The sequence below is a fragment of the Brevibacterium epidermidis NBRC 14811 genome (genome assembly GCF_001570805.1).
GTDB classification, from domain to species: domain Bacteria; phylum Actinomycetota; class Actinomycetes; order Actinomycetales; family Brevibacteriaceae; genus Brevibacterium; species Brevibacterium epidermidis.
Window position 1 is genome coordinate 281,219 of the sequence record NZ_BCSJ01000015.1, and the last position, 24,008, is coordinate 305,226.

The 24,008-nt window shown below is 65.8% G+C and carries 20 protein-coding genes; 14 read left to right on the forward strand and 6 right to left on the reverse strand.

Going from position 1 to position 24,008, the window contains the following annotated elements; all coding sequences use genetic code 11:
* Window positions 1–2: 2 nt before the first annotated feature.
* The 3 genes from BEP01S_RS12415 to orn form a co-directional block, all read right to left on the reverse strand.
* Entirely contained in the window at window positions 3–1,667 is a 1,665-nt protein-coding gene (locus tag BEP01S_RS12415; RefSeq protein WP_062243714.1) for a SulP family inorganic anion transporter, read from the reverse strand.
* Window positions 1,664–2,035 carry an ArsR/SmtB family transcription factor gene (locus tag BEP01S_RS12420; protein ID WP_062243718.1) on the reverse strand — a complete coding sequence of 124 codons (372 nt, stop codon included), beginning with the start codon at window positions 2,033–2,035 and terminating at the stop codon, window positions 1,664–1,666. The genes BEP01S_RS12415 and BEP01S_RS12420 overlap by 4 nt, the downstream gene beginning before the upstream one ends.
* A gap of 117 nt (window positions 2,036–2,152) precedes the next feature.
* Window positions 2,153–2,737, reverse strand: a complete 585-nt coding sequence (orn, locus tag BEP01S_RS12425) for an oligoribonuclease (protein WP_062243722.1) — start codon at window positions 2,735–2,737, stop codon at window positions 2,153–2,155.
* 310 nt (window positions 2,738–3,047) lie between these two features.
* On the opposite strand from orn, the gene BEP01S_RS12430 reads away from it, so the two are divergent.
* From BEP01S_RS12430 to BEP01S_RS12440, 3 genes are all read left to right on the forward strand, one after another.
* The gene (locus BEP01S_RS12430) at window positions 3,048–4,667 is read left to right on the forward strand and encodes a DUF8094 domain-containing protein (RefSeq protein WP_083532704.1); all 1,620 of its coding nucleotides are present in this window, start codon (window positions 3,048–3,050) and stop codon (window positions 4,665–4,667) included.
* Window positions 4,668–4,825: 158 nt separating this feature from the next.
* Complete coding sequence (locus tag BEP01S_RS12435) at window positions 4,826–5,791, forward strand: tetratricopeptide repeat protein (protein ID WP_062243731.1); 966 nt, start codon at window positions 4,826–4,828, stop codon at window positions 5,789–5,791.
* A gap of 167 nt (window positions 5,792–5,958) precedes the next feature.
* Window positions 5,959–7,632 carry a hypothetical protein gene (locus BEP01S_RS12440; protein ID WP_244882219.1) on the forward strand — a complete coding sequence of 558 codons (1,674 nt, stop codon included), beginning with the start codon at window positions 5,959–5,961 and terminating at the stop codon, window positions 7,630–7,632.
* A 118-nt stretch (window positions 7,633–7,750) separates the two neighbouring features.
* On the opposite strand, the gene BEP01S_RS12445 is transcribed toward BEP01S_RS12440, so the two are convergent.
* Window positions 7,751–8,143 (reverse strand): hypothetical protein, encoded by a 393-nt coding sequence (locus tag BEP01S_RS12445; RefSeq protein WP_039210112.1) that lies wholly within the window; start codon window positions 8,141–8,143, stop codon window positions 7,751–7,753.
* Window positions 8,144–8,256: 113 nt separating this feature from the next.
* Window positions 8,257–8,607: a hypothetical protein gene (locus BEP01S_RS12450; protein WP_062243736.1), complete on the reverse strand. Its 351-nt coding sequence runs from the start codon at window positions 8,605–8,607 to the stop codon at window positions 8,257–8,259.
* A gap of 114 nt (window positions 8,608–8,721) precedes the next feature.
* Here BEP01S_RS12450 and BEP01S_RS12455 point away from each other — a divergent pair, with 114 nt between their 5' ends.
* The 10 genes from BEP01S_RS12455 (at window position 8,722) to BEP01S_RS12500 (ending at window position 21,994) form a co-directional block, all read left to right on the forward strand.
* Complete coding sequence (locus BEP01S_RS12455; protein ID WP_062243739.1) at window positions 8,722–9,933, forward strand: cysteine desulfurase family protein; 1,212 nt, start codon at window positions 8,722–8,724, stop codon at window positions 9,931–9,933.
* Window positions 9,930–11,144 (forward strand): tRNA 2-thiouridine(34) synthase MnmA, encoded by a 1,215-nt coding sequence (gene mnmA / locus BEP01S_RS12460; RefSeq protein ID WP_062243741.1) that lies wholly within the window; start codon window positions 9,930–9,932, stop codon window positions 11,142–11,144. The genes BEP01S_RS12455 and mnmA overlap by 4 nt, the downstream gene beginning before the upstream one ends.
* A gap of 89 nt (window positions 11,145–11,233) precedes the next feature.
* A complete protein-coding gene (locus tag BEP01S_RS12465) occupies window positions 11,234–13,342 on the forward strand; it encodes a S9 family peptidase (RefSeq protein ID WP_062243744.1) in 2,109 nt (702 codons plus the stop codon).
* On the forward strand, window positions 13,335–14,504 hold the full coding sequence (locus BEP01S_RS12470) for a uroporphyrinogen decarboxylase/cobalamine-independent methonine synthase family protein (protein ID WP_062243747.1): 1,170 nt from the start codon (window positions 13,335–13,337) through the stop codon (window positions 14,502–14,504). Before BEP01S_RS12465 ends, BEP01S_RS12470 begins: the two co-directional genes overlap by 8 nt.
* Window positions 14,501–16,711, forward strand: coding sequence for an NAD-dependent DNA ligase LigA (gene ligA, locus BEP01S_RS12475; RefSeq protein ID WP_062243749.1), 2,211 nt, complete (start codon window positions 14,501–14,503; stop codon window positions 16,709–16,711). The genes BEP01S_RS12470 and ligA overlap by 4 nt, the downstream gene beginning before the upstream one ends.
* A 123-nt stretch (window positions 16,712–16,834) precedes the next feature.
* Window positions 16,835–17,305, forward strand: a complete 471-nt coding sequence (locus BEP01S_RS12480; protein WP_039209629.1) for a hypothetical protein — start codon at window positions 16,835–16,837, stop codon at window positions 17,303–17,305.
* A 153-nt stretch (window positions 17,306–17,458) separates the two neighbouring features.
* Window positions 17,459–17,764: an Asp-tRNA(Asn)/Glu-tRNA(Gln) amidotransferase subunit GatC gene (gene gatC / locus BEP01S_RS12485; RefSeq protein ID WP_039211078.1), complete on the forward strand. Its 306-nt coding sequence runs from the start codon at window positions 17,459–17,461 to the stop codon at window positions 17,762–17,764.
* A gap of 1 nt (window position 17,765) precedes the next feature.
* On the forward strand, window positions 17,766–19,268 hold the full coding sequence (gene gatA / locus BEP01S_RS12490) for an Asp-tRNA(Asn)/Glu-tRNA(Gln) amidotransferase subunit GatA (RefSeq protein ID WP_062243752.1): 1,503 nt from the start codon (window positions 17,766–17,768) through the stop codon (window positions 19,266–19,268).
* Window positions 19,265–20,746 (forward strand): Asp-tRNA(Asn)/Glu-tRNA(Gln) amidotransferase subunit GatB, encoded by a 1,482-nt coding sequence (gatB, locus tag BEP01S_RS12495; protein ID WP_039211075.1) that lies wholly within the window; start codon window positions 19,265–19,267, stop codon window positions 20,744–20,746. Before gatA ends, gatB begins: the two co-directional genes overlap by 4 nt.
* Before the next feature lie 213 nt (window positions 20,747–20,959).
* Window positions 20,960–21,994: a hypothetical protein gene (locus BEP01S_RS12500; RefSeq protein ID WP_235355181.1), complete on the forward strand. Its 1,035-nt coding sequence runs from the start codon at window positions 20,960–20,962 to the stop codon at window positions 21,992–21,994.
* Between the two features lie 18 nt (window positions 21,995–22,012).
* On the opposite strand, the gene def is transcribed toward BEP01S_RS12500, so the two are convergent.
* Window positions 22,013–22,585, reverse strand: a complete 573-nt coding sequence (def, locus tag BEP01S_RS12505; RefSeq protein WP_062243755.1) for a peptide deformylase — start codon at window positions 22,583–22,585, stop codon at window positions 22,013–22,015.
* Window positions 22,586–22,979: 394 nt separating this feature from the next.
* Here def and cysK point away from each other — a divergent pair, with 394 nt between their 5' ends.
* A complete protein-coding gene (cysK, locus tag BEP01S_RS12510; protein ID WP_062243758.1) occupies window positions 22,980–23,906 on the forward strand; it encodes a cysteine synthase A in 927 nt (308 codons plus the stop codon).
* Window positions 23,907–24,008: the final 102 nt, after the last annotated feature.

A 24,008-nucleotide genomic window follows, 5' to 3' on the forward strand; every position in this document is an offset into this window, starting at 1 on the left:
CGTCAGCTCTGCCGTGCCCGCTCCACATGCGAGCGGGCATGGTCGAGGGCGGCCGGCAGCTCGTCGAAGAGGTGCCGGTGGTGGCGCAGTGCGGCGAGCACCCCGACCTGTTCGAACAGACCGGCCTGGCTGTCCCTGACTCCCTTGATGAGCACCGTGATCCCGCGACGCTCGAAAGCCGTGACCATATCGGTGAGGATGTGGGCGCCGGTGGCGTCGACGAGTTCGAGCTGCGACATGCGCAGGACGACGACCTCGACTCCCCGGAGGTCCAGAACCTCATTCGAGATGCGATCGGCCGAGGCGAAGAACAGCGGTCCTCGGAAATGGACGATCGCGATCCTCTCGTCACTCGGATCCGCGGACTCCGATTCCGAGAGGCGTTCGATGCGCACGGACGTCATCGATGACAGCTTCCGCAGAGCGAAGACCGCTGCCACGACGACACCGATGCCCACAGCGACGATGAGGTCGAACGAGACGGTGATGAGCGCGGTGATGATGAACCCGAAGGCATCGGATCTCGTCGACCGCAGAATCGAGCGCATCGTATCGACGTTCACCATCCGCACCGCGGTGACGAAGAGGACTCCGCCGAGAGCCGCGAGCGGAATCCTGCTCACCGGCGCCGCTGCCACCAACACGATGAGCAGCAGCACGAGCGCGTGAACGATCGAGGCCAAGCGCGTGCGACCGCCGGCACGGATGTTCACTGAGGTGCGAGCGATGGCACCGGTGGCAGGAATGCCGCCGAAGAGCGAGGACCCGATCGAAGCGACGCCCTGACCGACGAGCTCACGGTCGGGCTGGTACGCGCCGGCGTCGGACATCGACGAAGCGACCCTGGCCGAGAGCAGCGATTCGATGGCCGCGAGTGCGGCGATCGTGCCCGCCGCCGGCAGCAGAGTCGGCAGGGCGGCAGGATCGATGACCGGCAGACTGGGGGCCGGAAGCGACTGCGGGATTGCTTCGATCGTGGCCAAGGGGTTGGGCACGATTCCGGCGAGCACGGTGACGACGATGATGCCGACGAGCGATCCGGGAATCGACTCATGGATCTTCGGCGCCACCACCATGCAGACGGCGACGATCGCGACGGCGCCCAGAGAATAGGGCAGATACGACCAGTCCGCCGAGGACACGAGCTGCACGGCGGCGGCGAAGGCATTCGTGCTCACTTCACCCGGAGCCAGATCATCAGGGGTCGTCACGAACGGCACCTGCTGGAGGAAGATGATCGCGGCGATGCCGACAGTGAATCCCTCGATCACCGGCCACGGGATGAACGACACGGTTCGGCCAAGACGCAGCAGACCGGCGGCGACGACGATGAGGCCGGCGATGAGAGTGACGGCGATGACCGCCTCGGCGCCGTGGCTGGCCACGATCGGCACGAGGACGACGGCCATGGCGCCGGTGGGACCGGAGATCTGCAGGTGGGATCCGCCGAAGACCGCGGCGAGGAAGCCCGCGACGATCGCGGTGATGAGTCCCTGTTCGGCTGTGAGCCCGGAACTGACCCCGAAGCCCAGAGCCAGGGGCAGGGCGACGATGCCGACGGTGGCACCGGCCAGCAGGTCCTTCGGCCAGGAGCGGCGGGTCTCACGGTAGTCGGCGAGCGACGGCAGCAGAGACCGGGTGTGGCGCAGCAGCGATGCGGGGCTCATGCGGTTTCCGCGCCCGGGATTGTCGGCAGAGACCGGGCCTCGGCGAGCCGCTGCTCATCGTCTTCGAGCATCGTCAGCAGCAGGCTCCTGGCCACCGCGAGGAGCTCTGCGGTGCGGCGGTCGGCCAGACGGTAGTAGACATGGCTGGCTCGACGTTCGGATTCGACGAGACGGTGGCGCCGCAGCACCGCGAGATGCTGCGAGAGGTGGGAGGCCTCGAGTGCGGTCTCGGCCTGCAGATCGGCCACACTGACCTCGTCGTTGCCGGAGAGGAGCTCGAGGATGCGGATGCGGAACGGGTGGGCGAGGCCCTTGAAGAGGTTCGCCTTGACCTCGTACAGGGGGCGCTGAAGCTGATTCAATGGCATGATGAAATCATCATATCGAATGCCCGGCTTGGGATCCGGCTGGTCTCAGGGGATGAAAAGCCCGGTTCCGCAGCTGCGGAACCGGGCTGTGCTCACGATCGCCTCGCCGGGCGGCGGTCAGTCCTCGTCGGTCTGCTTCGGGTAGTTCTCGGCCACCTCGGCGGCAATCGACTTCGCTTCGTCGGAACTCGGCCCATCGGCGGAGAACACGGCCCGGCGGTAGTACTGGAGCTCGATGATCGAGTCGATGATGTCGCCGAGCGCGCGGTGCCCGCCGTGCTTCGCCGGTGCCTGGAAGTAGGCGCGGGGGAACCACTGCTTGGACAGTTCCTTGATCGAGGAGACGTCGATGATCCGGTAGTGCAGGTACTCGACGAGTTCGGGCATCTGCTTATTGAGGAACACCTTGTCGGTGCCGACCGAGTTTCCGCCCAGCGGTGCCTTCCCGGACTCGGGGACATGCTTCTTCACGTATTCGAGGACTCGGGTCTGCGCCTCGGCGACGGTGGTGCCCGCGTCGAGTTCGGTGATCAGGCCCGAGGTGGTGTGCATATTCGTGACGAACTCGTTCATGTTCGCCAGTGCATCCGCCGAGGGCTTGATGACGATGTCGATTCCGTCGTCGAGGGGGTTGAGCTCGAAGTCGGTGACGATCGCAGCCACCTCGATGAGTTCATCCCGCACCTCGTCGAGGCCGGTCATTTCGCAGTCGATCCACACAATTCTGTTGTTGCTCACCCGCCCAGCTTAGGGCAGGGAAAGGCGGTAGGGACATTCTGGGGTGGAATCTGTGCACATCCACGGCCGGGTCACGGCCGCCTCGGCGAGGGCGGAGGACGGAGTGCGGACGGCCGTCGGAGGGCCGCCTCGGCGACGTTCAGGGAAAGGGTTGGCGTGTGAACGTCGACACACACTGAGTGTGCGCACAAAGGCTATGTCCGTCATGTGACCTAAACTTGAAGAGTCCCCGAACCAGGGGTGCCATTTTGCTCGGCTGAGGGAAGGTACGCACGTGCGTTACACAATCGCTGTGATTCTCATGGTGGTGGGTGTCGTCGTCGGTGGCCTCGGCATCCTGCAGAAGACCCTGTGGGCGCCGGAGGATACGATCACTGCCACCGCGCAGATCGACGCCGACAAACCGGCAGTCATCGTCGACCCCGGAATGCTCAACCTCTACGAAACGCCTGCGACCCTGACAGTCAAGGGCAGCGGTGATCTCACGATCGCCCAAGCCCCGATCGAAAACGTCGAAGCCTGGGCAGGACAGTCCGCCTATGACCGCGTCACCGGCCTCGCCGAAGGCGGCAAGCTCACGGTCAAGGGCACCGACGGTGAGGGCAAGGTTCCCGACCCCGCCGGAGCCGACCTCTGGCAGTCCGAAGTCACCGGCACCGATTCGGTGGAACTCGAATGGAACGATGACGCCAACCGGACCGGATTCCTCGTCGCCGGCGACGGCGAAGCCGGACAGGTCAATTCCGTGACCGTGACCTGGCCCAACCACGCCGAGACACCATGGGCGATCCCGCTGATGATCATCGGCGGCGTCGTCTTCGTCATCGGCGTCGTCCTCCTCTTCCTCGGTGCGAACAATTCGAAGAAGGAAGCGAACCGACGCAAGGCGCGTCAGGAACGCCGCCGCAAGCTCGCCGAATACGGCACCGCATTCGCCGTCGTCCCCGTGCTCGCGCTCAGCGCCTGCGGGCCGGAAGAGCTGCCGAAGCCCGAACCCTCCGAGGCGCCGAGCTCGGCCGCCGCAGGAGTCACCGACGACCAGGCGAAGCGGATCCTCGACTCCGTGGCCGCCGACGTCAAGGCCGCGGACAAGAAGACCGATAAGAAGGCGCTGGCAGAACGTGCCGCCGGTCCCGCCCTCAAACAGCGTGAGGACCTGTACAAGGTCAAGGAGAAGGTCGAAGACCAGAAGATGGCGCCGGCCGTAGCCAGCGAAGAGATCGTCGCGAACTACACCTCCGCCACCGATGCCTGGCCGCGCGTGACCAGCCTCATCACCTCTGCGGGCGGAAACTCGCAGCTGCTGGTGCTGACCCAGGAGGATCCGCGCAGCAACTACAAACTGTGGTCGCAGACCCAGCTGACGGCCGGCACGAAGCTGCCCGAGCTGCCTGACTCGCGTCAGGGCGCGAAGATGCTCGAACCGGGCGCCAAGGGCTTCGCCACGACTCCGGAGAAGGCCGTCGCCGACTACGCGAAGGCACTCGGCAGCGGAGCGGACTCGAAGGAAGCGAAGAAGTTCGCCTCCGATGACTTCTCGAAGTCCATCTGGAAGAACCAGAAGGCTCAGAAGGACAGCGCCGCAGCCGGCAAGGCCGAAGTGGACTACAAGTACACCCCGGGCAAGGAGCTCGTCGCCCAGGGCACTGCCGGCGATGCCGCTATCGTCACCGGAGTCATCGACGCCGAGTCGACGATCAGTCCCGAGTCGAAGGAAGGACGCACGGGCACCCTGACCCTGTCGTCGCCGCAGAAGGATCTCGTCGGTTCCGCAACGACCAGGGAACCGGTGACGACGAAGACCACTCAGGTGCTCACTTTCCTCGTGCCCAAGGACGGCAAGGTCAAGCTCATCGGCGGTCTCGAGACTCTCGCCGGAGCCGAAGCAGGCTGAGTCGGAAGGGTCGACACCGCGGCGTCCCTTCCCTGACGGCTGAGGAAATAGCCGTGGACGCACCGGTGTTGATACGTTCTGTTGGATAAGCATGGACCAGGTGCCGTCACGGTTATCGCCGAGCGCACCGACCGCGTCACAAAGGAGACCACGTGTCAATGGATCCCTCGCAGGAGAACGCGCAGCCCAATCAGGGACTCGACCTGTCGGCAGTGCGCAGCAAGAATATGCCTGCCGACCAGGGCGGGCAGCCCGGCGGTGCGGCTCCCGGTGCCGGTGGCGCAGGTGGCGCCGGTGGTCAGGACCCGAACGCGGTTGCCGTTCCGGGACTGGTCTTCGATGTCGATGAATCGACCTTCACTAGCCTCGTCGCGATCTCCGATCGCGTGCCCGTCGTCATCGACCTGTGGGCCGAATGGTGCGAACCCTGCAAGCAGCTCTCTCCGGTCCTCGAACGCGTCGTCACCTCCTATGGGGGACGCCTCGTGCTGGCGAAGGTTGACGTCGACGCGAACCCGCGTCTGCAGCAGGCCTTCGGTGTCCAGTCGATCCCCACGGTCGTCGCCCTCATCAAGGGCCAGCCCGTGCCGCTGTTCCAGAGCGCTCTGCCCGAACCGCAGGTCCAGGCGTACTTCGACGAACTGCTCAAGCTCGCCGGTGAGAACGGCGTGACCGGCTATGCGGCCGTCGGGGGAGCCGAGCCGGAACCGGCCGGTCCCGCCCACCCGGAGGCCGAAGAGGCACTCTCCAAGGGCGACTTCGACACCGCCGAGAGCCTGTTCAAGGCCGCCCTGGCGAACTCTCCGGCCGACGAAGAGGCGAAGTTCGGTCTCGCCCGGGCAGGGCTGGGCCGTCGCCTCATCGACAAGGAACCGGCCGACCTCATCGCCGCCGCCGATGCCGACCCCAAGGACGTCGAAGCCGCGAAGGCGGCCGCCGACGCCGAGATCGCCAGCGGAAATGCCGGCAGCGCCTTCAACCGACTCATCTCTCTCATCCGCACCACCGCGGGTGATGAGAAGGAATCCCTGCGCCTGCGCGTCCTCGATCTCTTCGAGGTCCTCGGCGCCGACGACCCAGCCGTGACCAAGGCACGGACCGCACTCATGAGGGCATTGTTCTGATCCAGCGAATCCGACTCATCACTGCCATCCTCTTCGGCGTAGCGGCACTCACGCTCGCCGGACTGGTCATCTCCGCACTCTCGGTCGTCGGCACCGACGAGATCACCGAGACGCCGGCCTTCAAGGTCAAGGACGGGGCCTACGCCGTCGTCCTCGATGAAGCGATCGTGCCCTATTCGGGCTCGAGCGTGACCGTGACGGCGAAGAACTCGAAGGGCACTGAGCTGTTCGTGGGCACCGCCAGCGGGGTGGACGCAGACAGCTACCTCGACGGAGTGGCGCAGGAGCAGATCAGTGATGTGTCGTTCCCGAAGGCTGCCTCCCACCGGTTCACTCCCGGCGATGAGAAGCCGGAAGCCGATATCGCCGACCGCGACTGGTGGATCAGCACGGACACGGGAAAGACGGTCGCGAAGACCTTCGACCTCGATGCCGAACCGCAGGTGCTCGTCATCGCCCCTGCGAACTCCGATGACAGTCTCGACGGAACGACGGTGAGCCTCCAGATGCGCGTCAAGGGTGTGTTCGCACTCAGCCTGCTCGGCATTGCCGGCACGATCATCCTTGCCGGGTTCTCGGTGTTCTTCTTCATGCGCTGGTGGGCCTCACGCATCCGCCCGCCGAAGAAGGGCGCCGGACGCCCAGACAGCAGCGGACCCAAGAGCGGCGATGGCCCCAACGACGGCAACGGGCCGGGCAGCGGACGCGGCTCCGACGACGACTCCCGCCGTGGCCGCCGCAAATCCACCGATGCTCGCGCGGGCAAGGGCGAGCCGGGACCGGCGACCCAGCCGATCTCGACAGTGCAGCCGGGAACCGCAAGCCAAGCCCCGCCTCGGCGACGGGATCTGCGGAACCGTCGCTCCCTTCGGACGGTGACGGCCGCGATGTTGGGCTCGGGACTCGTGCTCAGCGGCTGTGCGAACATGCCGATCGCCAAACCCAGCAACCCGGACGTCACCCCGTACGAGCGCGCCGCGGTGCGCCCCGGTGAGGCAGGGAAGTTCATGACGAACTACACGGAGTCGCTGGACAAGACCCTCGGCGACAAGGGCACCGACCTCGACAAGATCCAGGCGGCACCGCTCATCGACCACACCCGCGCACAGATCCAGATCGCGGACAAGGCGAAGCAGAAGCTGCGCGCACCGAACTTCACCGAGGTCGTCGCCGGCAGCCCGAGCTTCACCGAATACCCGATGTGGTTCTACGCTTTCGGCACCGCAGACAAGAAGTCCACGGACGGGGACAAGCAGCTGACCCAGGTGATGCTGGTGACGCGCGAATCGGCATCGTCCGATCCGCTCGTGCGCTCGGCGTCCTATATCCCGACCGACCAGATGCCGACCCTCATGGCCGATGACAAGGGTGCCGTGAAGGAGGGGCCCGAGGACTTCGCCGACGATATGAAGACCGCCTCCGGTGACGTCTCATCGTTCCTCGTCGACGGCAAGGCGAAGTCCGGGGGGCCCGAAGGACTCAAGGAGGGCGGATTCAAGGGATTCCGCGACTACCTGGGCGACCTGCGGGACAAGGACTCCGGCTTCGACAAGGTCGACGTCGACTGCAAGCCCTATGAGGACCTCAAGTTCGAGGACATGAACTTGAGCACCGAGAACGGTGCGATCGGGATGGGCGAAGTCCGCTGCACGCTGACGATCAAGGCCCCGTCGGACTACGCTCTCGACCTCGGCGACACCGTCGAGGCCGTGAAGACGAACGACAAAGAGGGCGACACCATCAAGGTCGACACCGCACACCCATACGTGCTGATGAAAACCGGTGACGAACTCACGGCTGTGGCCACCGACTGGAACGTGCTGTCCTCCAAGGTTGAGTGACCCTGGGCGCTTCGCTCGGCGTGTCAGGACCAGCGGGTTCAAAATTCATACGCACTGATCAGGATCACCACATATGAGTTTTGAACCCGCTGATACCGCAGTCAACCGCGGTACGCGCTCAGCCGCGGTCGGCGCGGCGGCCGACGCGCAGCAGCCACCACAGGCCGATGAGCGGCAGGATCAGCGGAATATAGCCGTATCCGCTGCCGAAGTTCGACCACACCGAGGGATTCGCGAAGTCCTCGGGATGGGTGTGGCTGAGGATGCCGACGACGATGACGCCGACGAATTCGATCGCGCAGGCTGCGACGGCGATCCGGTGCGAGACGCGGTTGCCGATGACCAGGCAGACCGTGGCGAGGATGTAGATCACCGCGGCCAGCGCGGACAGTGAGTATGCGATCGGCGCGACGTCGAATTCGCGGATGAGCTGGTAGCCCGCCCGAGCCGTGGCCGAGAGCGCGAAGACCGCGTACACCGCAGTCAGTGCCCGCCCCGGTCCCGTATGCATCGCCGAATACGGCGAGCGTGCCGTCTTTCCCCTCGCCGAGGCGGCCCCGGAGTCCACATTGTCCGCTGAGTTCGCATCGTCGGCGGAATCCCCGCCGAACCGGTTGCGCCTGGTCACTGCCAAATCTGGTCCAATCTCTCGATCATCACGATCACCGTCAGTCCTGCCGCGGCCAGCACTCCCGGCCCCCAGCGGCTGAGCTCTGCGAATGCCCAGAACCCTGCCAGCGCCATGACCATGATCGCGGTGATGATGTAGCCGAAGTAGAGCAGCGGGTCGACATCATGAGTGGAGCCGAAGGTCGCAATCGAGATGATCAGCTGCACGATGAGCAGCAGCAGAAGAATAGCGGCACCGCCGAGCAGGGCCTTGCCTGCCGGACGGTTGCGGATGGTCTCGATGATCGACCACAGGGCCAGGATGCCGGTGACGGCATAGAGGACGTAGGTGAAAACTGTGAACACCCGACCCAGTTTAGTCGGCATCCGGTCTTGGCAACTCGTCCGGATGTGCCCATGCGCGGGTGAGATGCCGCACGGATCCTGGCCGTAGCCTGGCACACGCCCTAAAATTGCAGGGTGCCCATCTATCTCGATCACGCAGCCACCTCGCCGATGCCCGCCGAGGTGCTCGAGGTGTACACGAAGGAGCTGGCCCGCAGGGCCAATCCCTCGGCCCTGCACGCGGTCGGACAGGCGGCACGGATGCGCATCGAGGAAGCACGCGAAGGCATCGCCCGCGCGGTCGGCGCAGCCACCTCGTCGGAGGTGATCTTCACTTCGGGAGGCACCGAGGCGGACAATTTCGCCCTCAAGGGCCTCTACCTCGCCCGGAACGGCGGAACGTTCACCGCGCCCGCACGCCCGCGGGTGCTGACGACGACCATCGAACACCCAGCGATCATCGAAACCGTGGAGTGGTTGGAAGCTCAGGGCGCCGAAGCCGTCTATCTCGACGTCGACTCCACCGGACGTCTCGACCTCGACGCGGCACTGACGGAACTGCGCCGCGACCCAGAACGCACTGCACTCATCAGCGTGATGGCAGCAAACAACGAGATCGGCACTCTGCAGCCGATCGCCGAGATCGGTGAAGTCGCCGCCGAACTCGGCATTCCCTTCCACGTCGACGCCGTGCAGGCACTCGGGCAGATCCCGCTCGACTTCGCCGCCCTCAAGGCGACGGCGATGACGATCACCGCACACAAGATCGGTGGACCCGTCGGCATCGGCGCACTCCTGCTCGGCCGTGGGGCGACTCCGGCGCCGATCCTCCACGGTGGGGGACAGGAACGCAGCGTGCGCTCGGGCACCCTCGACGTCGCCGGAGCAGTGGCCTTCGCCGCGGCCGTCGACCTCGTCACCACCGACCTCGAAGCCCGGTCGGCACGACTGTCGGAGCTGCGCGACCGCCTCATTGCGGGAATCGAATCGAGCATCGACGGCGCCGTGCTCTCCGGTCCCCGCGGAGCGGACCGGCTGCCGGCCAACGCCCACTTCACATTCCCGGGCTGCGAGGGGGATTCGCTGCTGTTCGGTCTCGATGCCAGGGGATTGGCCACCTCGACGGGTTCGGCCTGTTCGGCAGGCGTCTCCCGTCCCTCCCACGTGCTTCTGGCATGCGGGCTCGATGAGGACAGCGCCCGGACCACACAACGCTTCACGCTCGGTCACGACACGACCGAAGCCGATGTCGATGCGCTGCTCGCGGCCCTGCCCGAGGTCGTCGAACAGGCACGCCGAGCCGGGATGGTTTCGGCAACACCCCGATGGATGCAAGGAGCATCATGAGAGTACTCGTCGCCATGTCCGGCGGAGTCGATTCGTCCGTAGCCGCGGCACGCGCCGTCGACGCCGGACACGAAGTCGTCGGCGTCCACCTCGCCCTGTCCCGGATGCCCGGCACCCTGCGCACCGGATCGCGTGGCTGCTGCACGATCGAAGACTCCCGCGACGCCCACCGCGTGGCGGGAATGCTCGACATCCCCTTCTACGTCTGGGACTTCTCCGAACGGTTCAAGGAAGACATCGTCGATGACTTCATCGCCGAATACGCCGCCGGACGCACCCCGAACCCCTGCATGCGCTGCAACGAGCGCATCAAGTTCGCCGCCCTCCTCGACCGAGCCCTCGCGCTCGGCTTCGACGCCATCGCCACCGGCCACTATGCCGAGGTGCTCCGCGACGACGAAGGCCGGCCCGAACTGCACCGCGGTGAGGACCTGGCCAAGGACCAGTCCTACGTCCTCGGTGTGCTCACCTCCGACCAGCTCGAGCACTGCTACTTCCCGATCGGTGCCACCGCATCGAAGGCAGAAGTGCGCGCCGAGGCGGCCGAGCGCGGTTTCTCCGTGGCGAACAAGCCCGACTCCTACGACATCTGCTTCATCCCCGACGGTGACACGAAGGCCTGGCTGGCCGACAAGATCCCGATGCGTCCGGGTCTCATCAAGGACTCCGAAGGCGAAGTGCTTGGGCGTCACGACGGAGCGATGACGTACACGATCGGCCAGCGCAAGGGCCTCGGCATCGAGAAGCCCGCTGCCGACGGCAAGCCGCGCTTCGTCACCGGTCTCGACCCGGCGACGAACACCGTCACCGTCGGATCCCGCGCCGACCTCGCGGTCTCCCACCTCACCGGAATCCGCACCTCCTGGGCCGGAGCCGCCCCGTCGGACATGGGGGACACCCCGGAGACCGGCATCGACTGCGAAGTGCAGATCCGTGCCCACGCCGACCCGGTGCCGGCTCGTGCCTGGCTCGGCGAATTCGTCGCCGAGGCGCCCGAGCATGAGGCGAATCCGGTCATCGACGAAGTCGAGGTGCCTGCCGCACGTCCGGCCGGGCAGCTCATGCACGTCGACGTCGATGAGGAACTCTCCGGAGTCGCCCCGGGCCAGACCATGGTGATCTACCGCGGCACCCGTGTGCTCGGTCAGGCCACCATCGACGCCACGGCGAAGGACCGCATCACCCCGGCGCCCGAATTCGCCGGCACCTGAACCGCCTCGTCGCTGGCATCTGAGCCGCCGCACCTCACCGAGGTGACGGATTCGGTCCCGATGTCTGCCACTGGCGATACTCTGGGGGCATGAAGGAATTTCCCCAAGATGTCGTCACGGCACCTTATGGAACCTGGTCTTCACCTCTCAATGCCGCCGAGGTGGCTGCCGGTGCCGCTCCGATCTTCGATGCCGCCTTCCGCGGGGACGAGATCTTCTACTCGACGAAGATCCCCGCAGAGAAGGCCCGCACCGGTCTCGTCCGCACGTCGCTGTCGCATCCGGGAGACAGCGAGCAGATCATTCCTTCGGGTTTCAATATCCGCTCCGCCGTCCACGAATACGGGGGAGCCTCGTGGGCTCTCGACCAGAGCAGCGAGGTCATCTACTTCGTCAACGCCGCTGATCAGCGCGTCTGGCAGATCATTCCGGGGCGTGCCCCGCATGCCCTGACCCCGGACACCTCGGGGCGGATCCGCTATGGAGATCTGCACATGAGTCCGTGGGGTCTGCTGTGCGTGCGTGAGGACTGCCGGTCCACTCGACGTGAACGCGCCATCGTGCTGCTGACCAAGCACGGGACGACGAATGTGCTCTCGACCTACTCTCATTTCATGGCCTGGCCCAGGCTCTCACCCGACGGAAGCACCCTGGCATTCATCGGTTGGGAGCACCCGAACATGCCCTGGGACGGAACCACACTGTGGCTGGTCGATGTCCGCACCCCCGCCATCCCGGCGGTCGCAGTGCTCAGCGGCGACGGCATCGAACGTCCGCGCAGATCCGACCCGGGGCTGCCGAGCCCGACCGACCCAGGAATCTCGTTGCTCCAGGCGGAATTCACCTCGGATTCCTCCCTCCACGTCATCTCCGACCACGACGGCCACTGGTCGTTGTACGGCCTCGACATCGACCCCGTCGCCGCGCGTCCCCTCATCACCGCCCCACGTCACGCACCGGCCCCCGAACAGATCGGCTTCGACCGGCTGCAACCGGTCATCGACACCGGTGAGGAGATCGGCGGTGCCCTCTGGCAGTTGGGCACGAGGTGGCATCTCAATGACGGCGATGAAGTGTGGGCGCATTCGCAGGCGGCCACCGCAACACTCGTGCGCCGCAACTTCACTGACGCAACCGCCGCACCGTCCCTCGACCCGGTCGCTCCCGACCCGGCCGCAACGGACCCCGCCGCCACGGCCCCCGGCGCAGCCGCCACGACCTGGGAGACCATCGACTCGACGGGGGAGACGTTCGGCACGATCGAACTCCTCGACCTCGGACGCACCCACCTGCTGCTGACTGCGAAGTCGACCCGGCGCACCGGAGTCCTCTACGCCGTCGACCGGGTGACCGGACTGTTCACCGAGATCGCCAGCGAACGCCTCGACACCCACCAGGGCTATTACTCCCGCCCGCGGGTCGACGAACTCGGGGGAGTGCCCGTCGTCATCCATTCGCCCCACAACCCCCGCTTCGCAGCCCCCGACGACGAACTCCCACCCTTCGTCGTCTCGATCCACGGCGGACCGACAGGGCAGGCAACCCCGGAGATGACGGCCCGCACGAGCTTCTTCACCTCGCAGGGCATCGGCGTCCTCGAGGTCAACTACGGCGGGTCGACCGGATTCGGCCGAGCGTGGCGCGACCGGCTGCGCGGGCAATGGGGAATCGTCGACGTCGAGGACACCGTCGCCGCCGTCAACGGACTCGTCGCCGCTGGACTCGCCGACCCGAACCGCATCGCGATCTCCGGAGCCTCCTCTGGCGGATGGACCGTGCTGACCGCCCTGGCCTCGACGAACGTGTTCGCCTGCGGCACCTCGTACTTCGGGGTCACCGACCTCATGCGCTTCGTCGTCGACACCCACGACTTCGAATCCCATTACATCGACGGACTCGTCGGCCCCTGGCCCGCCGCACAGGACGAATACATCACCCGGTCGCCGATCCGCCGAACCACGGATATCAACGTGCCCGTGGCCGTGATGCAAGGCGACCGAGACCCGATCGTCCCGCCCTCACAGGCCCAGGAGTTCGTCGATACACTCGAACTGGCCGGAGTGGAGTACATTTACCGTCTGTACAAGGGCGAATCCCACGGCTTCGTCCGCGCCGAGACCATCATCGATTCCCTGGAAAGCGAGTTCGGATTCTATGTCGACGTCTTCGGAATCCCCCGCGCCCACCAGCATGGCTGACCACCGCACCGACGACCGCGATCACGACCGGGATCGTTCCGGTCCTACCCTCGCCGAGGCGGCCGCCCCCGAAATCCCGACGATCGTTCTGCCCGCCGCCACGACCACGGGAATCTGGCTGCCCGGAGCCCGCGATCCGCGCCGCGACTACATCGCGACCAGCCCGGTCCGCGAGGCCGCAGCTGCAGGCTTCGACATCCTCGCCGACCAGCTTCCTCCGGTGCCCCTGACCGCCGACCGGTCAGAGGGCCGCTGGGGTGCGGACGCCATCGGCCGCGCCGTCGGCCTGCTCACCGAACTCCACGTCGACCGCACGTCGTACGGATGGCGGCTGACCTCCTCGGCGGGCAAGGACGAACGACTCGAGGACTCGGCCCTGATCGAAGCCTTCGACGCGATCGCCGAATACTGTCAAGCCAGGCCCGGGCAGGTCCAGATCAGCCTGCCTGGACCATGGACGCTCGTGACCGCGCTGAGCCTGAGCTCCGGCGCCCGCGTCCTCGGCGACCACGGCGCCCGCCGCGACGTCGTCCAGGCCTACGCCTACGGCATCGCCGCCTTCACCGACCGCATTGCGAGCCTGGGCATGCAGCCGACCGTCCGCCTCGTCGAATCCCGCCTGACCCCGGTCCTCACCGGCACCTGGCCGACCGTATCCGGCTGGGCGAGCCTGCCCGCCATCAGCGAAGCCCAAGTGTGGGCGGCCCTCGAATCCACGCTGCGCCACCTCCCGCCCACCGTGCTCGCCCTGCCGAACCTCGACCCCCTGCACCTGCAGGGCAAGGAGATCCCCGCCGCCGAGGCGGTCCGCCGCACCGGTGCCCGCTCCGTGTCAGTGCCGTTGGATAGCCTGAGACCACACAGCTGGGAACAGCTGGCCATCCTCGCCGAGGCGGGGCTCGGCACCTGGATCCACCTGCCGTCTTCGGCCGGTGGGCGACCGGACGCGGTCAACCACTGGTGTGAGCGGATCCGCACCCCATGGTCGCGCATCGGCATGGGGGTCGCGAGTCTGCGAGAATTCGGGATCATCGCCGGGCCCGAATTGCCGATGACCTACCCGCCGCTGCTGGAGGACCAGCAGGGGATCGGGCCCGAAACTAATCGGGGAACCATGACCATCGCCGCCGGTCTGCGGCGAGCTCTTGAGGAGATCGAATGACCACGACACCGGAGAACGCCGACTCATCGGCCGAATCGTCGGCGCCCGATCTGCAGAACGCAGACCTGTCGGATGCGGCCACCCGTGCCCAGGTCCATGCTCAGCTGACCGAGAAGATCGAGGAGCTGCGGGCCGCCTACTACCAGGACTCCCTGCTGGTCTCCGATGCCGAGTACGACGAGCTCGTCCATCGCCTCGAAGACCTCGAAGCGAAGTTCCCCGAACTCGTCACCGACTCCTCACCGACGCAGACCGTCGGCGGCGTCGTCGACACCTCGACCTTCGACCCAGTCGAACACATCGGTCCGATGTACAGCCTCGACAACGTCTTCGACTATGACGAACTGCGGGCCTGGTACGAACGGGTGCGGTCGGCCACCTCGGTGAAGTCGAAGTTCCTGTGCGAACTCAAGATCGACGGTCTCGCGGTCAACCTGCTCTACCGCAACGGAGAACTTGTGCGGGCCGCGACCCGCGGCGACGGGCGCATCGGTGAGGACATCACGGCGAACGTGCGTACGATCTCCGATATCCCGCACCACCTCAACACCGAGCATCCGCCGGCCGAAGTCGAGATCCGCGGTGAGGTGTTCTTCCCAGTCGAGGAATTCGCCGAGCTCAACGCCTCCCTCGTCGCCGAGGGCAAGGCCCCCTTCGCGAACCCGCGGAACTCCGCGGCAGGCTCGCTGCGACAGAAGGACCCGGCCGTCACAGCACGCCGACCCCTGCATATGCTCGTCCACGGAATCGCCGTGTGGACCGCCGCCGACGATTCGCATCCCGAACCGGCCCACCAGTCCGAGGTCTACGAACAGTTCCGGTCCTGGGGGCTGCCGATCAGCGATTACTTCAAGGTCCTCGACACCGTAGACGAGATCGAAGACTTCATCACCTACTACGGCGAACACCGCCACAACGTCACCCACGAGATCGACGGAATCGTCATCAAGATCGACGATATCGCCGTGCAGGAGACACTCGGCTACACCTCACGCGCACCGAGGTGGGCGACCGCCTTCAAATACCCGCCGGAAGAAGTCACGACGAAGCTCATCGACATCCAGGTGCAGGTGGGCCGGACCGGGCGCGTGACCCCGTTCGCCGTGATGGAACCGGTGACCGTAGCCGGATCGACCGTTGAACGGGCGACCCTGCACAACGGGTACGAGGTCAAACGCAAGGGCGTGCTCATCGGCGACACCGTCACCCTGCGCAAGGCCGGAGACGTCATTCCCGAGGTGCTCGGCCCGGTCGCCGCGCTGCGGGACGGGTCCGAACACGAATTCGTCATGCCCACCCACTGCCCGTCCTGTGGGACCGAGCTCGGTGAGCAGAAGGAAGGCGACAAGGACCTGCGGTGCCCGAATTCGCGGTCGTGCCCGGCGCAGCTGGCCAACCGCATCTTCTACCTCGCCTCCCGTGCGGCCTTCGACATCGAAGCCCTCGGCGAGGAGGCCGCGCTGGCGCTGACGGCCCCGGCCGAACCGGAGACGCCCCCGCTGACCTCGGAAGCATTCCTCTTCGACCTGACTCCCGAGGATCTGGCCGACGTCAAGATCTGGCGGAACAAAAAGTCCAAGGGCGTGGAGACCGGTGAGCGCGAGCTCGTGCCCTACTTCTATACCCGCGGAACCGCGAAGAAGCAGAGCGCCCCGAGCGCGAACACGAAGAAGCTCTTCGACGAACTGGAGAAGGCGAAGGATCAGGATCTGTGGCGAGTGCTCGTCGCTTTGTCGATCCGCCATGTCGGACCGACCGCCGCACGGACCCTGGCCGCGACGTTCCGCACCCTCGATGCCATCCGTGAGGCCAGCCTCGAGGAGCTCTCCGCCGTCGAAAGCATCGGGCCGACGATCGCGCAGAGCATCCGCGCGTGGTTCGAGATCGACTGGCACATCGAGATCGTCGAGACCTGGGCGGCCGCCGGAGTGCGGATGGAAGACGACGAGGTCGAGGCAGCCGAGCAGACCCTCGAAGGGCTGACGATCGTGGCCACCGGCTCGCTGAGCTCGTTCACCCGCGACGGGATCAAGGAGGCGATCCTCGGTGCCGGCGGTAAGGCCGCAGGCTCGGTGTCGAAGAAGACCGACTATGTCGTCGCCGGTGAGAATGCTGGATCGAAGTTGGAGAAGGCTGAGTCGCTGGGCGTGCCCGTGCTCGACGAAGACCAGTTCAGGGTACTGCTGGAGACCGGCAGCCTCGACTGATGGAATACATCCCGGACCCGGGAGGTTCCATGGTGCGGCTGTGATTCGTTCGTAACCGAACTCGAAGTCGGGGTTCAGACTCAGCCAAGCTCAGAGACAGCTTCGAGTGGAAGAGTGTGGGACATGAGATGGATTCCCCGACTCCTCGCCGGCACCTGCGTGGTCGTCGCCGCGGCCCTGACCGCAGTGCCGGTGACGGCAGGCCTGGCAGACCTGGTTCTCAACCCGGGACCGAACAGCACCAAACGCAGTGCTCAGCCGGCACTGACGTCCATGCGCACTCCGGCCGCACCGGCCACTGCGCGAACCGAGGAGTCGACGACCGCATTCGTCGGCGACTCGACAGATGATCATGAGGTCATCGAAGGCACCATCGTCGATGATTCGAGTGCAGCCGCCGCACTCTCGACCGGCACCGAACTCGTCGCAGCCACCACGGCCGACGCTCAGTCCCGTATCGCCGATCTCTCTGCCGACCTGCAGGCCGGAGTCTCGGCCGGCGAGTTCACCCAGGCCGACGCCGACCGCGTCCTCGCTGACATCGCCCCCTACATCCACGGCGACCGCACCTGGCCCGAACGCCTCACCTCCTGACAATTACTACCTGACGGCGGCCCAGCAACCTCGCGCGAGGTTGCTGGGCCGCCGTCAGGTAGTAATGGGGGAAGGTCACAGCGCACCGTCGGAACCGCGTCCGGTGGAGAGACTAGACTGGGGGCGAGTGAAAACGACGATGAAAGGCAGGGAATGACGGAGTCTTCCGCAATCACCCCCGAACAGGTGGAGCATCTGGCTTCACTGTCTCGGATCGCCATGAGCGAAGACGAGCTGAAATCGCTCGCCGGTGATCTCAGCACAATTCTGGGAAACGTCGCCAGGGTCAACGAAGTGGCCGGCGACGACGTACCCGCAACCAGCCACCCCATCCCGCTGACGAACGTCATGCGCCCCGACGTCGTGGGCGAGACGCTGACCAGCGAACAGGCACTGGCCTCGGCCCCGGCCGCCGAGGACGACAAGTTCCTCGTCCCGCAGATCCTCGGGGAGGAATGAGATGACCGAACTGACGAACAAGAGCGCCCTCGAACTCGCCGCAGGACTGAAATCCGGTGAGTTCTCCTCCGTCGAAGTCACGCAGTCCCACCTCGACCGCATCTCCGCCACCGAGGATGACTTCAACTCCTTCATCACCGTCACCGACGAACTCGCCCTGGAGACCGCGAAGGCCGTCGACGCCAAGCGCTCCGCCGGTGAGGACCTCCACGCCCTGGCAGGCGTCCCGGTGGCGCTGAAGGACCTCGTCGTCACCGAAGGTGTGGCCACCACTGCGGGATCGAAGATGCTCGAGAACTGGGTTCCGCCCTACGAGTCGACCGTGCACAACAAGGTCAAGGCCGCTGGTCTGCCGGTGCTCGGCAAGACCAACCTCGACGAATTCGCGATGGGATCGACGACCGAGCACTCGGCCTTCGGCAACACCCGCAACCCGTGGAACCTCGAGCACGTGCCCGGCGGTTCCTCTGGTGGTGCGGCCGCAGCCCTCGCCGGTTTCCAGGCCCCGCTGTCCGTGGGCACCGACACCGGCGGATCCGTCCGCCAGCCCGCAGCGTTCACTGGCACCGTCGGCGTGAAGCCGACCTACGGTTCGATCTCGCGCTTCGGCATCATCGCCATGGCCTCGAGCCTCGACCAGGTCGGGCCGATGGGCCGCAACGTCGCCGATGCCGCAGCTCTGCACGAACTGCTGGCCGGACACGATCCGCTCGATTCGACCTCGCTGCCCGATGAGGTCGGCGGGTTCCTCAATGCCGCTCAGACCAGCGATCTCAAGGGCAAGAAGCTCGGCGTCATCAAGCAACTGGCCGGTGAGGGATACCAGGACGGAGTCCGCACCGCGTTCACCGCAGCCCTCGAGACCGCTGCTGCCGCCGGTGCCGAGATCGTCGAGGTCGACTGCCCGTCGATCTCCTACGCCCTCGACGCCTACTACCTCATCATGCCCTCCGAGGTGTCTTCGAACCTGGCCCGCTACGACGGCATGCGCTATGGCCTGCGCGTCGAACCGGAATCCGGTCCCGTCACCGCCGAGACCGTCATGTCGGCCACTCGTGCCGCCGGCTTCGGCGATGAGGTCAAGCGCCGCATCATCCTCGGCACCTACGCTCTGTCGGCCGGCTACTACGACGCCTACTACGGTTCGGCGCAGAAGATCCGCACCCTGGTGCAGAACGACTTCGCGAAGGCCTTCGCCGCCTGCGACGTCCTCGTGTCTCCGACGACTCCGACGACCGCGCTGAAGTTCGGTGCGGAGAAGGCCGCCGACCCGATGGCCCTCTACCTCGGCGACGTCGCGACGATCCCGGCGAACCTCGCCGGCATCCCCGGACTTTCCCTGCCCGCAGGTCTGGCCGATGGTCTGCCCGTCGGCTTCCAGATCCTGGCTCCGGCCCGTGAGGACATCAAACTCTACGAGGTGGCCGGCCCCTTGGAAGCCGCACTCGAATCCGCCGGCGGACGCGTGCTCGACACTCTCGCGGAAGGACTGAACGCCAAGTGAAATACGAAGACGCGATCAAGAAATACGATCCGGTCATCGGCATCGAGGTCCACGTCGAACTCGGCACCGCGACCAAGATGTTCGACGCCGCCCCCAACACCTTCGGCGGGGGACCGAACACCAACGTGACCCCCACCTCCCTCGGCCTGCCCGGGTCCCTGCCCGTGGTCAACGAGAAGGGTGTGGAGTACGCGATCAAGATCGGTCTGGCGCTCGGCTGCGAGATCGCCGAGACCTGCCGGTTCGCCCGCAAGAACTACTTCTACCCGGACGTGCCCAAGGACTTCCAGACGAGCCAGTCCGATGAGCCCATCGCGGCCGAAGGCCAGGTCGAGGTCGAACTCGAGGACGGCACCATCGTCACCGTCCCCGTCGAGCGCGCCCACATGGAGGAAGACGCCGGCAAGAACACCCACGTGGGAGGGGCCACCGGCCGGATCCAGGGTGCCGACCACTCTCTCGTCGACTACAACCGCGCCGGTGTCCCGCTCGTGGAGATCGTCACCCACCCGATCACCGGGACAGGGGAGAGAGCCGCCGAGGTGGCCGCCGCCTATGTGCGCACGCTCCGTGACATCTTCCGCGCCCTCGACGTCTCCGAAGCCCGCATGGAACAGGGCAACGTCCGCGCCGACGTAAACGTGTCCCTGCGGGAGAGCCCCGATGCACCGCTGGGCACCCGCACGGAGACGAAGAACGTCAACTCCTTCCGTTCGATCGAACGCGCAGTGCGTTTCGAGATCGGCCGCCAAGCGACCCTCCTCGAAGCAGGGGAGAAGGTCGTGCAGGAGACCCGCCACTTCCATGAGGAGACCGGCGAGACCTCGTCGGGGCGTCCGAAGTCCGACGCCGACGACTACCGCTACTTCCCGGAGCCCGACCTCGTCCCACTGCAGCCGTCCCGCGAATGGGTCGAGGAGCTGCGGGCGACCCTTCCCGAGCTGCCGGCGCAGAAGCGCCGCCGCCTCCTCGGTGAGTGGAAGTTCTCCGACCTGGAGATGCGCGACATCGTCAACGCGGGACTCCTCGAAGCCATCGAGGACACCGTCACCGCAGGTGCGAAGCCTGCGAAGGCGCGCAAATGGTGGACCGGTGAGGTCGCCCGCCTGGCCAACCAGGAAGATAAGCACCCCACCGAGATCATCACACCCGCCCAGGTGGCAGGCCTCGTCGATCTCATCGATCAGGGCAAACTCAACGACAAGCTGGCCAAGGATGTGCTCACCGGAGTCGTCGCCGGCGAAGGCGAGCCCGCCGAAGTGATGAAGGCCCGCGACCTCGAGATCGTCGAGGACACCGGGGCGCTCGAAGCCGCCGTCGAGGAGGCCATCGCGGCCAACCCCGATGTGGTCGAGAAGATCAAGGGCGGAAAGATGCAGGCCATCGGTGCGCTCATGGGTCCGATCATGAAGGCCACCCGCGGACAGGCCGATGCCGGAAAGGCCAAGGACCTCATCCTCGCCAAGATCAACGGCTGAGAACAGGTCCGACGCTGATCCTGATCGGAGCCGGTGCTTGATAGCGCCGACCGAAACTCAGGATTGATCCAGCCACACCCTCTAGACTGTGCGTCCAAGGGAACCGAACGGTTTCCCGAACACAGCGGAGGGTGTGGCTGTTCGCATTCCCCGCAAGCGATGGCCCGCAGGGACAGGGCCGAATGCGTGACCCACACGCGTGGAGGTGAAGCGGTGTCTGAGTGGAAGTCGCTGTGGAAGAGCGAATGCGGGAAGTCCGCGCCGATCTATCGGGTGCTCGTGCCCGACAGCGTCAACGAGGCGGTGCTGCGTGCCTGGAGCGCCCGCGGTTACCGTTACACGGCAGGAGCCCCGAGCGCGATCATGCTCACCGGGGGAATGAGCCGGAACTTCTTCCGCTCCAGCGTCCTGTTCAAGGGCGGTACCGCCGCCGGCACTGCCGTGACCGCAGGATTCGCAGCACCTGGTGGACTGGCACTGGTCTCGGGATTCGCCGATGCCGCACTGACCTTCGGCGGAATGGGAGCGGCAACTGCCGTGGGAACCGGGATCTTCGCCGCCGTCACCGGCCCCAAATACCTGCGTGACCCGAAGCGTCTGAGCCGGAAGAACCGGCGCAAGGTCGCCGGCGCCAAATGGGTGACCCCGGCCAGCCTCGGCTATCTGCCCGGTCGCAAGGAAGGCCGCGATACAGACGAACAGCGCCTGTTCCATCTCGCCGTCACCATTGCTCGCAAGATCGTGCGCACCCGTGCTTGGACCCACCCGATACTCAAAGACCACGTCTCCCGCGTCGACCTCGACCACGCTGTGGCCTCCATCGGCGTGCGACTGCAGGAACTCGTCAGTCTGCGCGAGGAGATCGAAGGCATCCGCGATGCGGGAACCGCGAAGTCGGTGGAGACATATCTGTCGAAACTGGCCGTCGCGTTCTCGTCGATGGCGCGCCGCGTGGAGTCGATGCACGAATACTATGAGCGTCTGCTCGACCTCGATCAGCAGCTCATGCTGCTGCACAACTCCGAACGCTCCCGCGAACTCGGCGATCGGGTGCTCGACGTGCTGTCCCGCACAGCCGCCGATGATTCCGCCGATTGGCAGTTCAGAGAGTTGCGCATCGATGCGGATTCGCAGTCTTCGATCATCTCCGGGCTCGTCGCCGAACTCGATCAGACCGCCGATGACTTCGACGACTTCGACAGCCGTCTGGCCGCGGCACAGAAGTCCGTGGACGAACTCGAGGCTTAGGCCCTCACCGGCCCGAACTCAGTGACCGAAGGGGTCCGGGTCGACTCCCGGCATCCATGACAGCCCCGGCTGATTATAGCCATGAGCCTCCTGGGCCTTCTTCCACTTCTTCGACCAGCGCTTATCGAGACGGTCGACGTAGAGAGTTCCCTGCAGGTGGTCGTATTCGTGTTGCATGATGCGGGCGAACCACCCGTCCGCGCTCAGCGTTACCGGAGCACCTGACTCATCGAAGCCGTTGACGGTGACCCTGTCGGCACGTTTGAGCGGGAAGTCGAGACTCGGCACCGACAGGCATCCTTCCGTCTCATCGTCGGGATCGGGACGCGTGTCCGGGACCTTCGATGCGATGAGCACGGGATTGACGAAGGTGCCGCGACGACGCACACCATAGTCGTCGTCGGCGTTGAAGACGAAGATGGACTTTCCGACGCCGATCTGCGGCGCGGCCAGACCGACGCCGTTGCTGGCATCGAGGGTCTCGTGCATGTCTGCAACAAGCTCGGCGAGATCGTCATCGAACTCGGTGATCTTCTCGGCACGACGATGCAGAACGGGCTCGCCGTAGACGACGATGGGATGAATAGCCATGAGGACAATCGTATCGGTCTATGGAGACCGTCTCAGACCCCGCCCGACGCCAGTTCCCCGTCAGTGCAGGGACGAACTCACCGAGGCGGCCATTTCGGTGATTTGGTTCACCGATTGCTCAGCGGTTGGCCCGATCCGGCTCTGATGCAGGTCGATCGATACGTGATTATCTCGGGTCTGTGTTACACGGCGTCATAAAGTTTCGCCCCCAGCGAACAGAGATTGTTGAGCAACATTTCTGGGAACATTTTCAGGGTCGGCGTGGTTATGATGAGCACAAGCCGTCTCGGACCACGAGATGAAAGCTGTCGCTCAACCCCCTGCCGGAACATCCCTGCCGAGTGGTGAGAGGCCTGTGACGGCGGGTGCACACAGTAGCGTGAAAGGACTTACTTTGACCATCTTCAACAACGTTTCCGATCTGGTCGGCCGTACCCCACTGATCCGCGTCAACAAGGCCAGCGAACGCTCCGGTGCCGAAATCGTCGCGAAGCTCGAATCGTACAACCCGGGCAACTCCGTCAAGGACCGCATCGGTGTGGCGATGATCGACGCAGCCGAGAAGTCGGGCGAACTGCAGCCCGGCGGCACCATCGTCGAGGCCACCTCCGGAAACACCGGCATCGCCCTGGCGATGGTCGGCACCTCGCGCGGCTACAAGGTCAAGCTGACGATGCCGGAGTCGATGTCGAAGGAACGTCGCGCTCTGCTGCGCGCCTTCGGGGCCGAGCTCGTCCTCACCGACAAGGCCGACGGCATGAAGGGTGCGGTCGCCAAGGCCGAGGAACTCGCCGCCGGCGGCGCCGTGCTCGTGCGCCAGTTCGAGAACCAGGCCAATGCCGAGATCCACAAGGCCACCACCGGCCCCGAGATCCTCGCCGACACCGACGGCAAGGTCGATATCTTCGTTTCCGGCATCGGCACCGGCGGCACCATCACCGGTGCCGGCGCAGCCCTGCGCGAGGCCAACCCTGACGTGAAGATCGTCGCCGTCGAGCCCGCCGCTTCGCCGCTGCTGACCGAAGGCAAGGCCGGACCGCACGCGATCCAGGGGCTCGGCGCGAACTTCGTGCCCAAGGTGCTCAACACCGAGATCTACGACGAAGTCGCCACCGTCGACAACGATGCAGCCATCGAGCGTGCCCGTGAGGTCGCGAAGGAAGAGGGCCTCCTCGTGGGCATCTCCTCCGGTGCTGCCCTGGCGGCGGCCGAGGCTGTCGGCGCACGCCCGGAGAACGCCGGCAAGCGCATCGTCGTCATCCTCCCTGACTTCGGTGAGCGCTACCTGTCGACACCGCTGTTCTCCGAATACCTCGACTGACATCGAGTGATCAGCGTGAGGGCGTCAGACTTCGGTTTGGCGCCCTCGCTGTCTGAGGAGTTCTGCGTCAGAGAGGCGTGGGAATTCTTTCGACCGGATCCG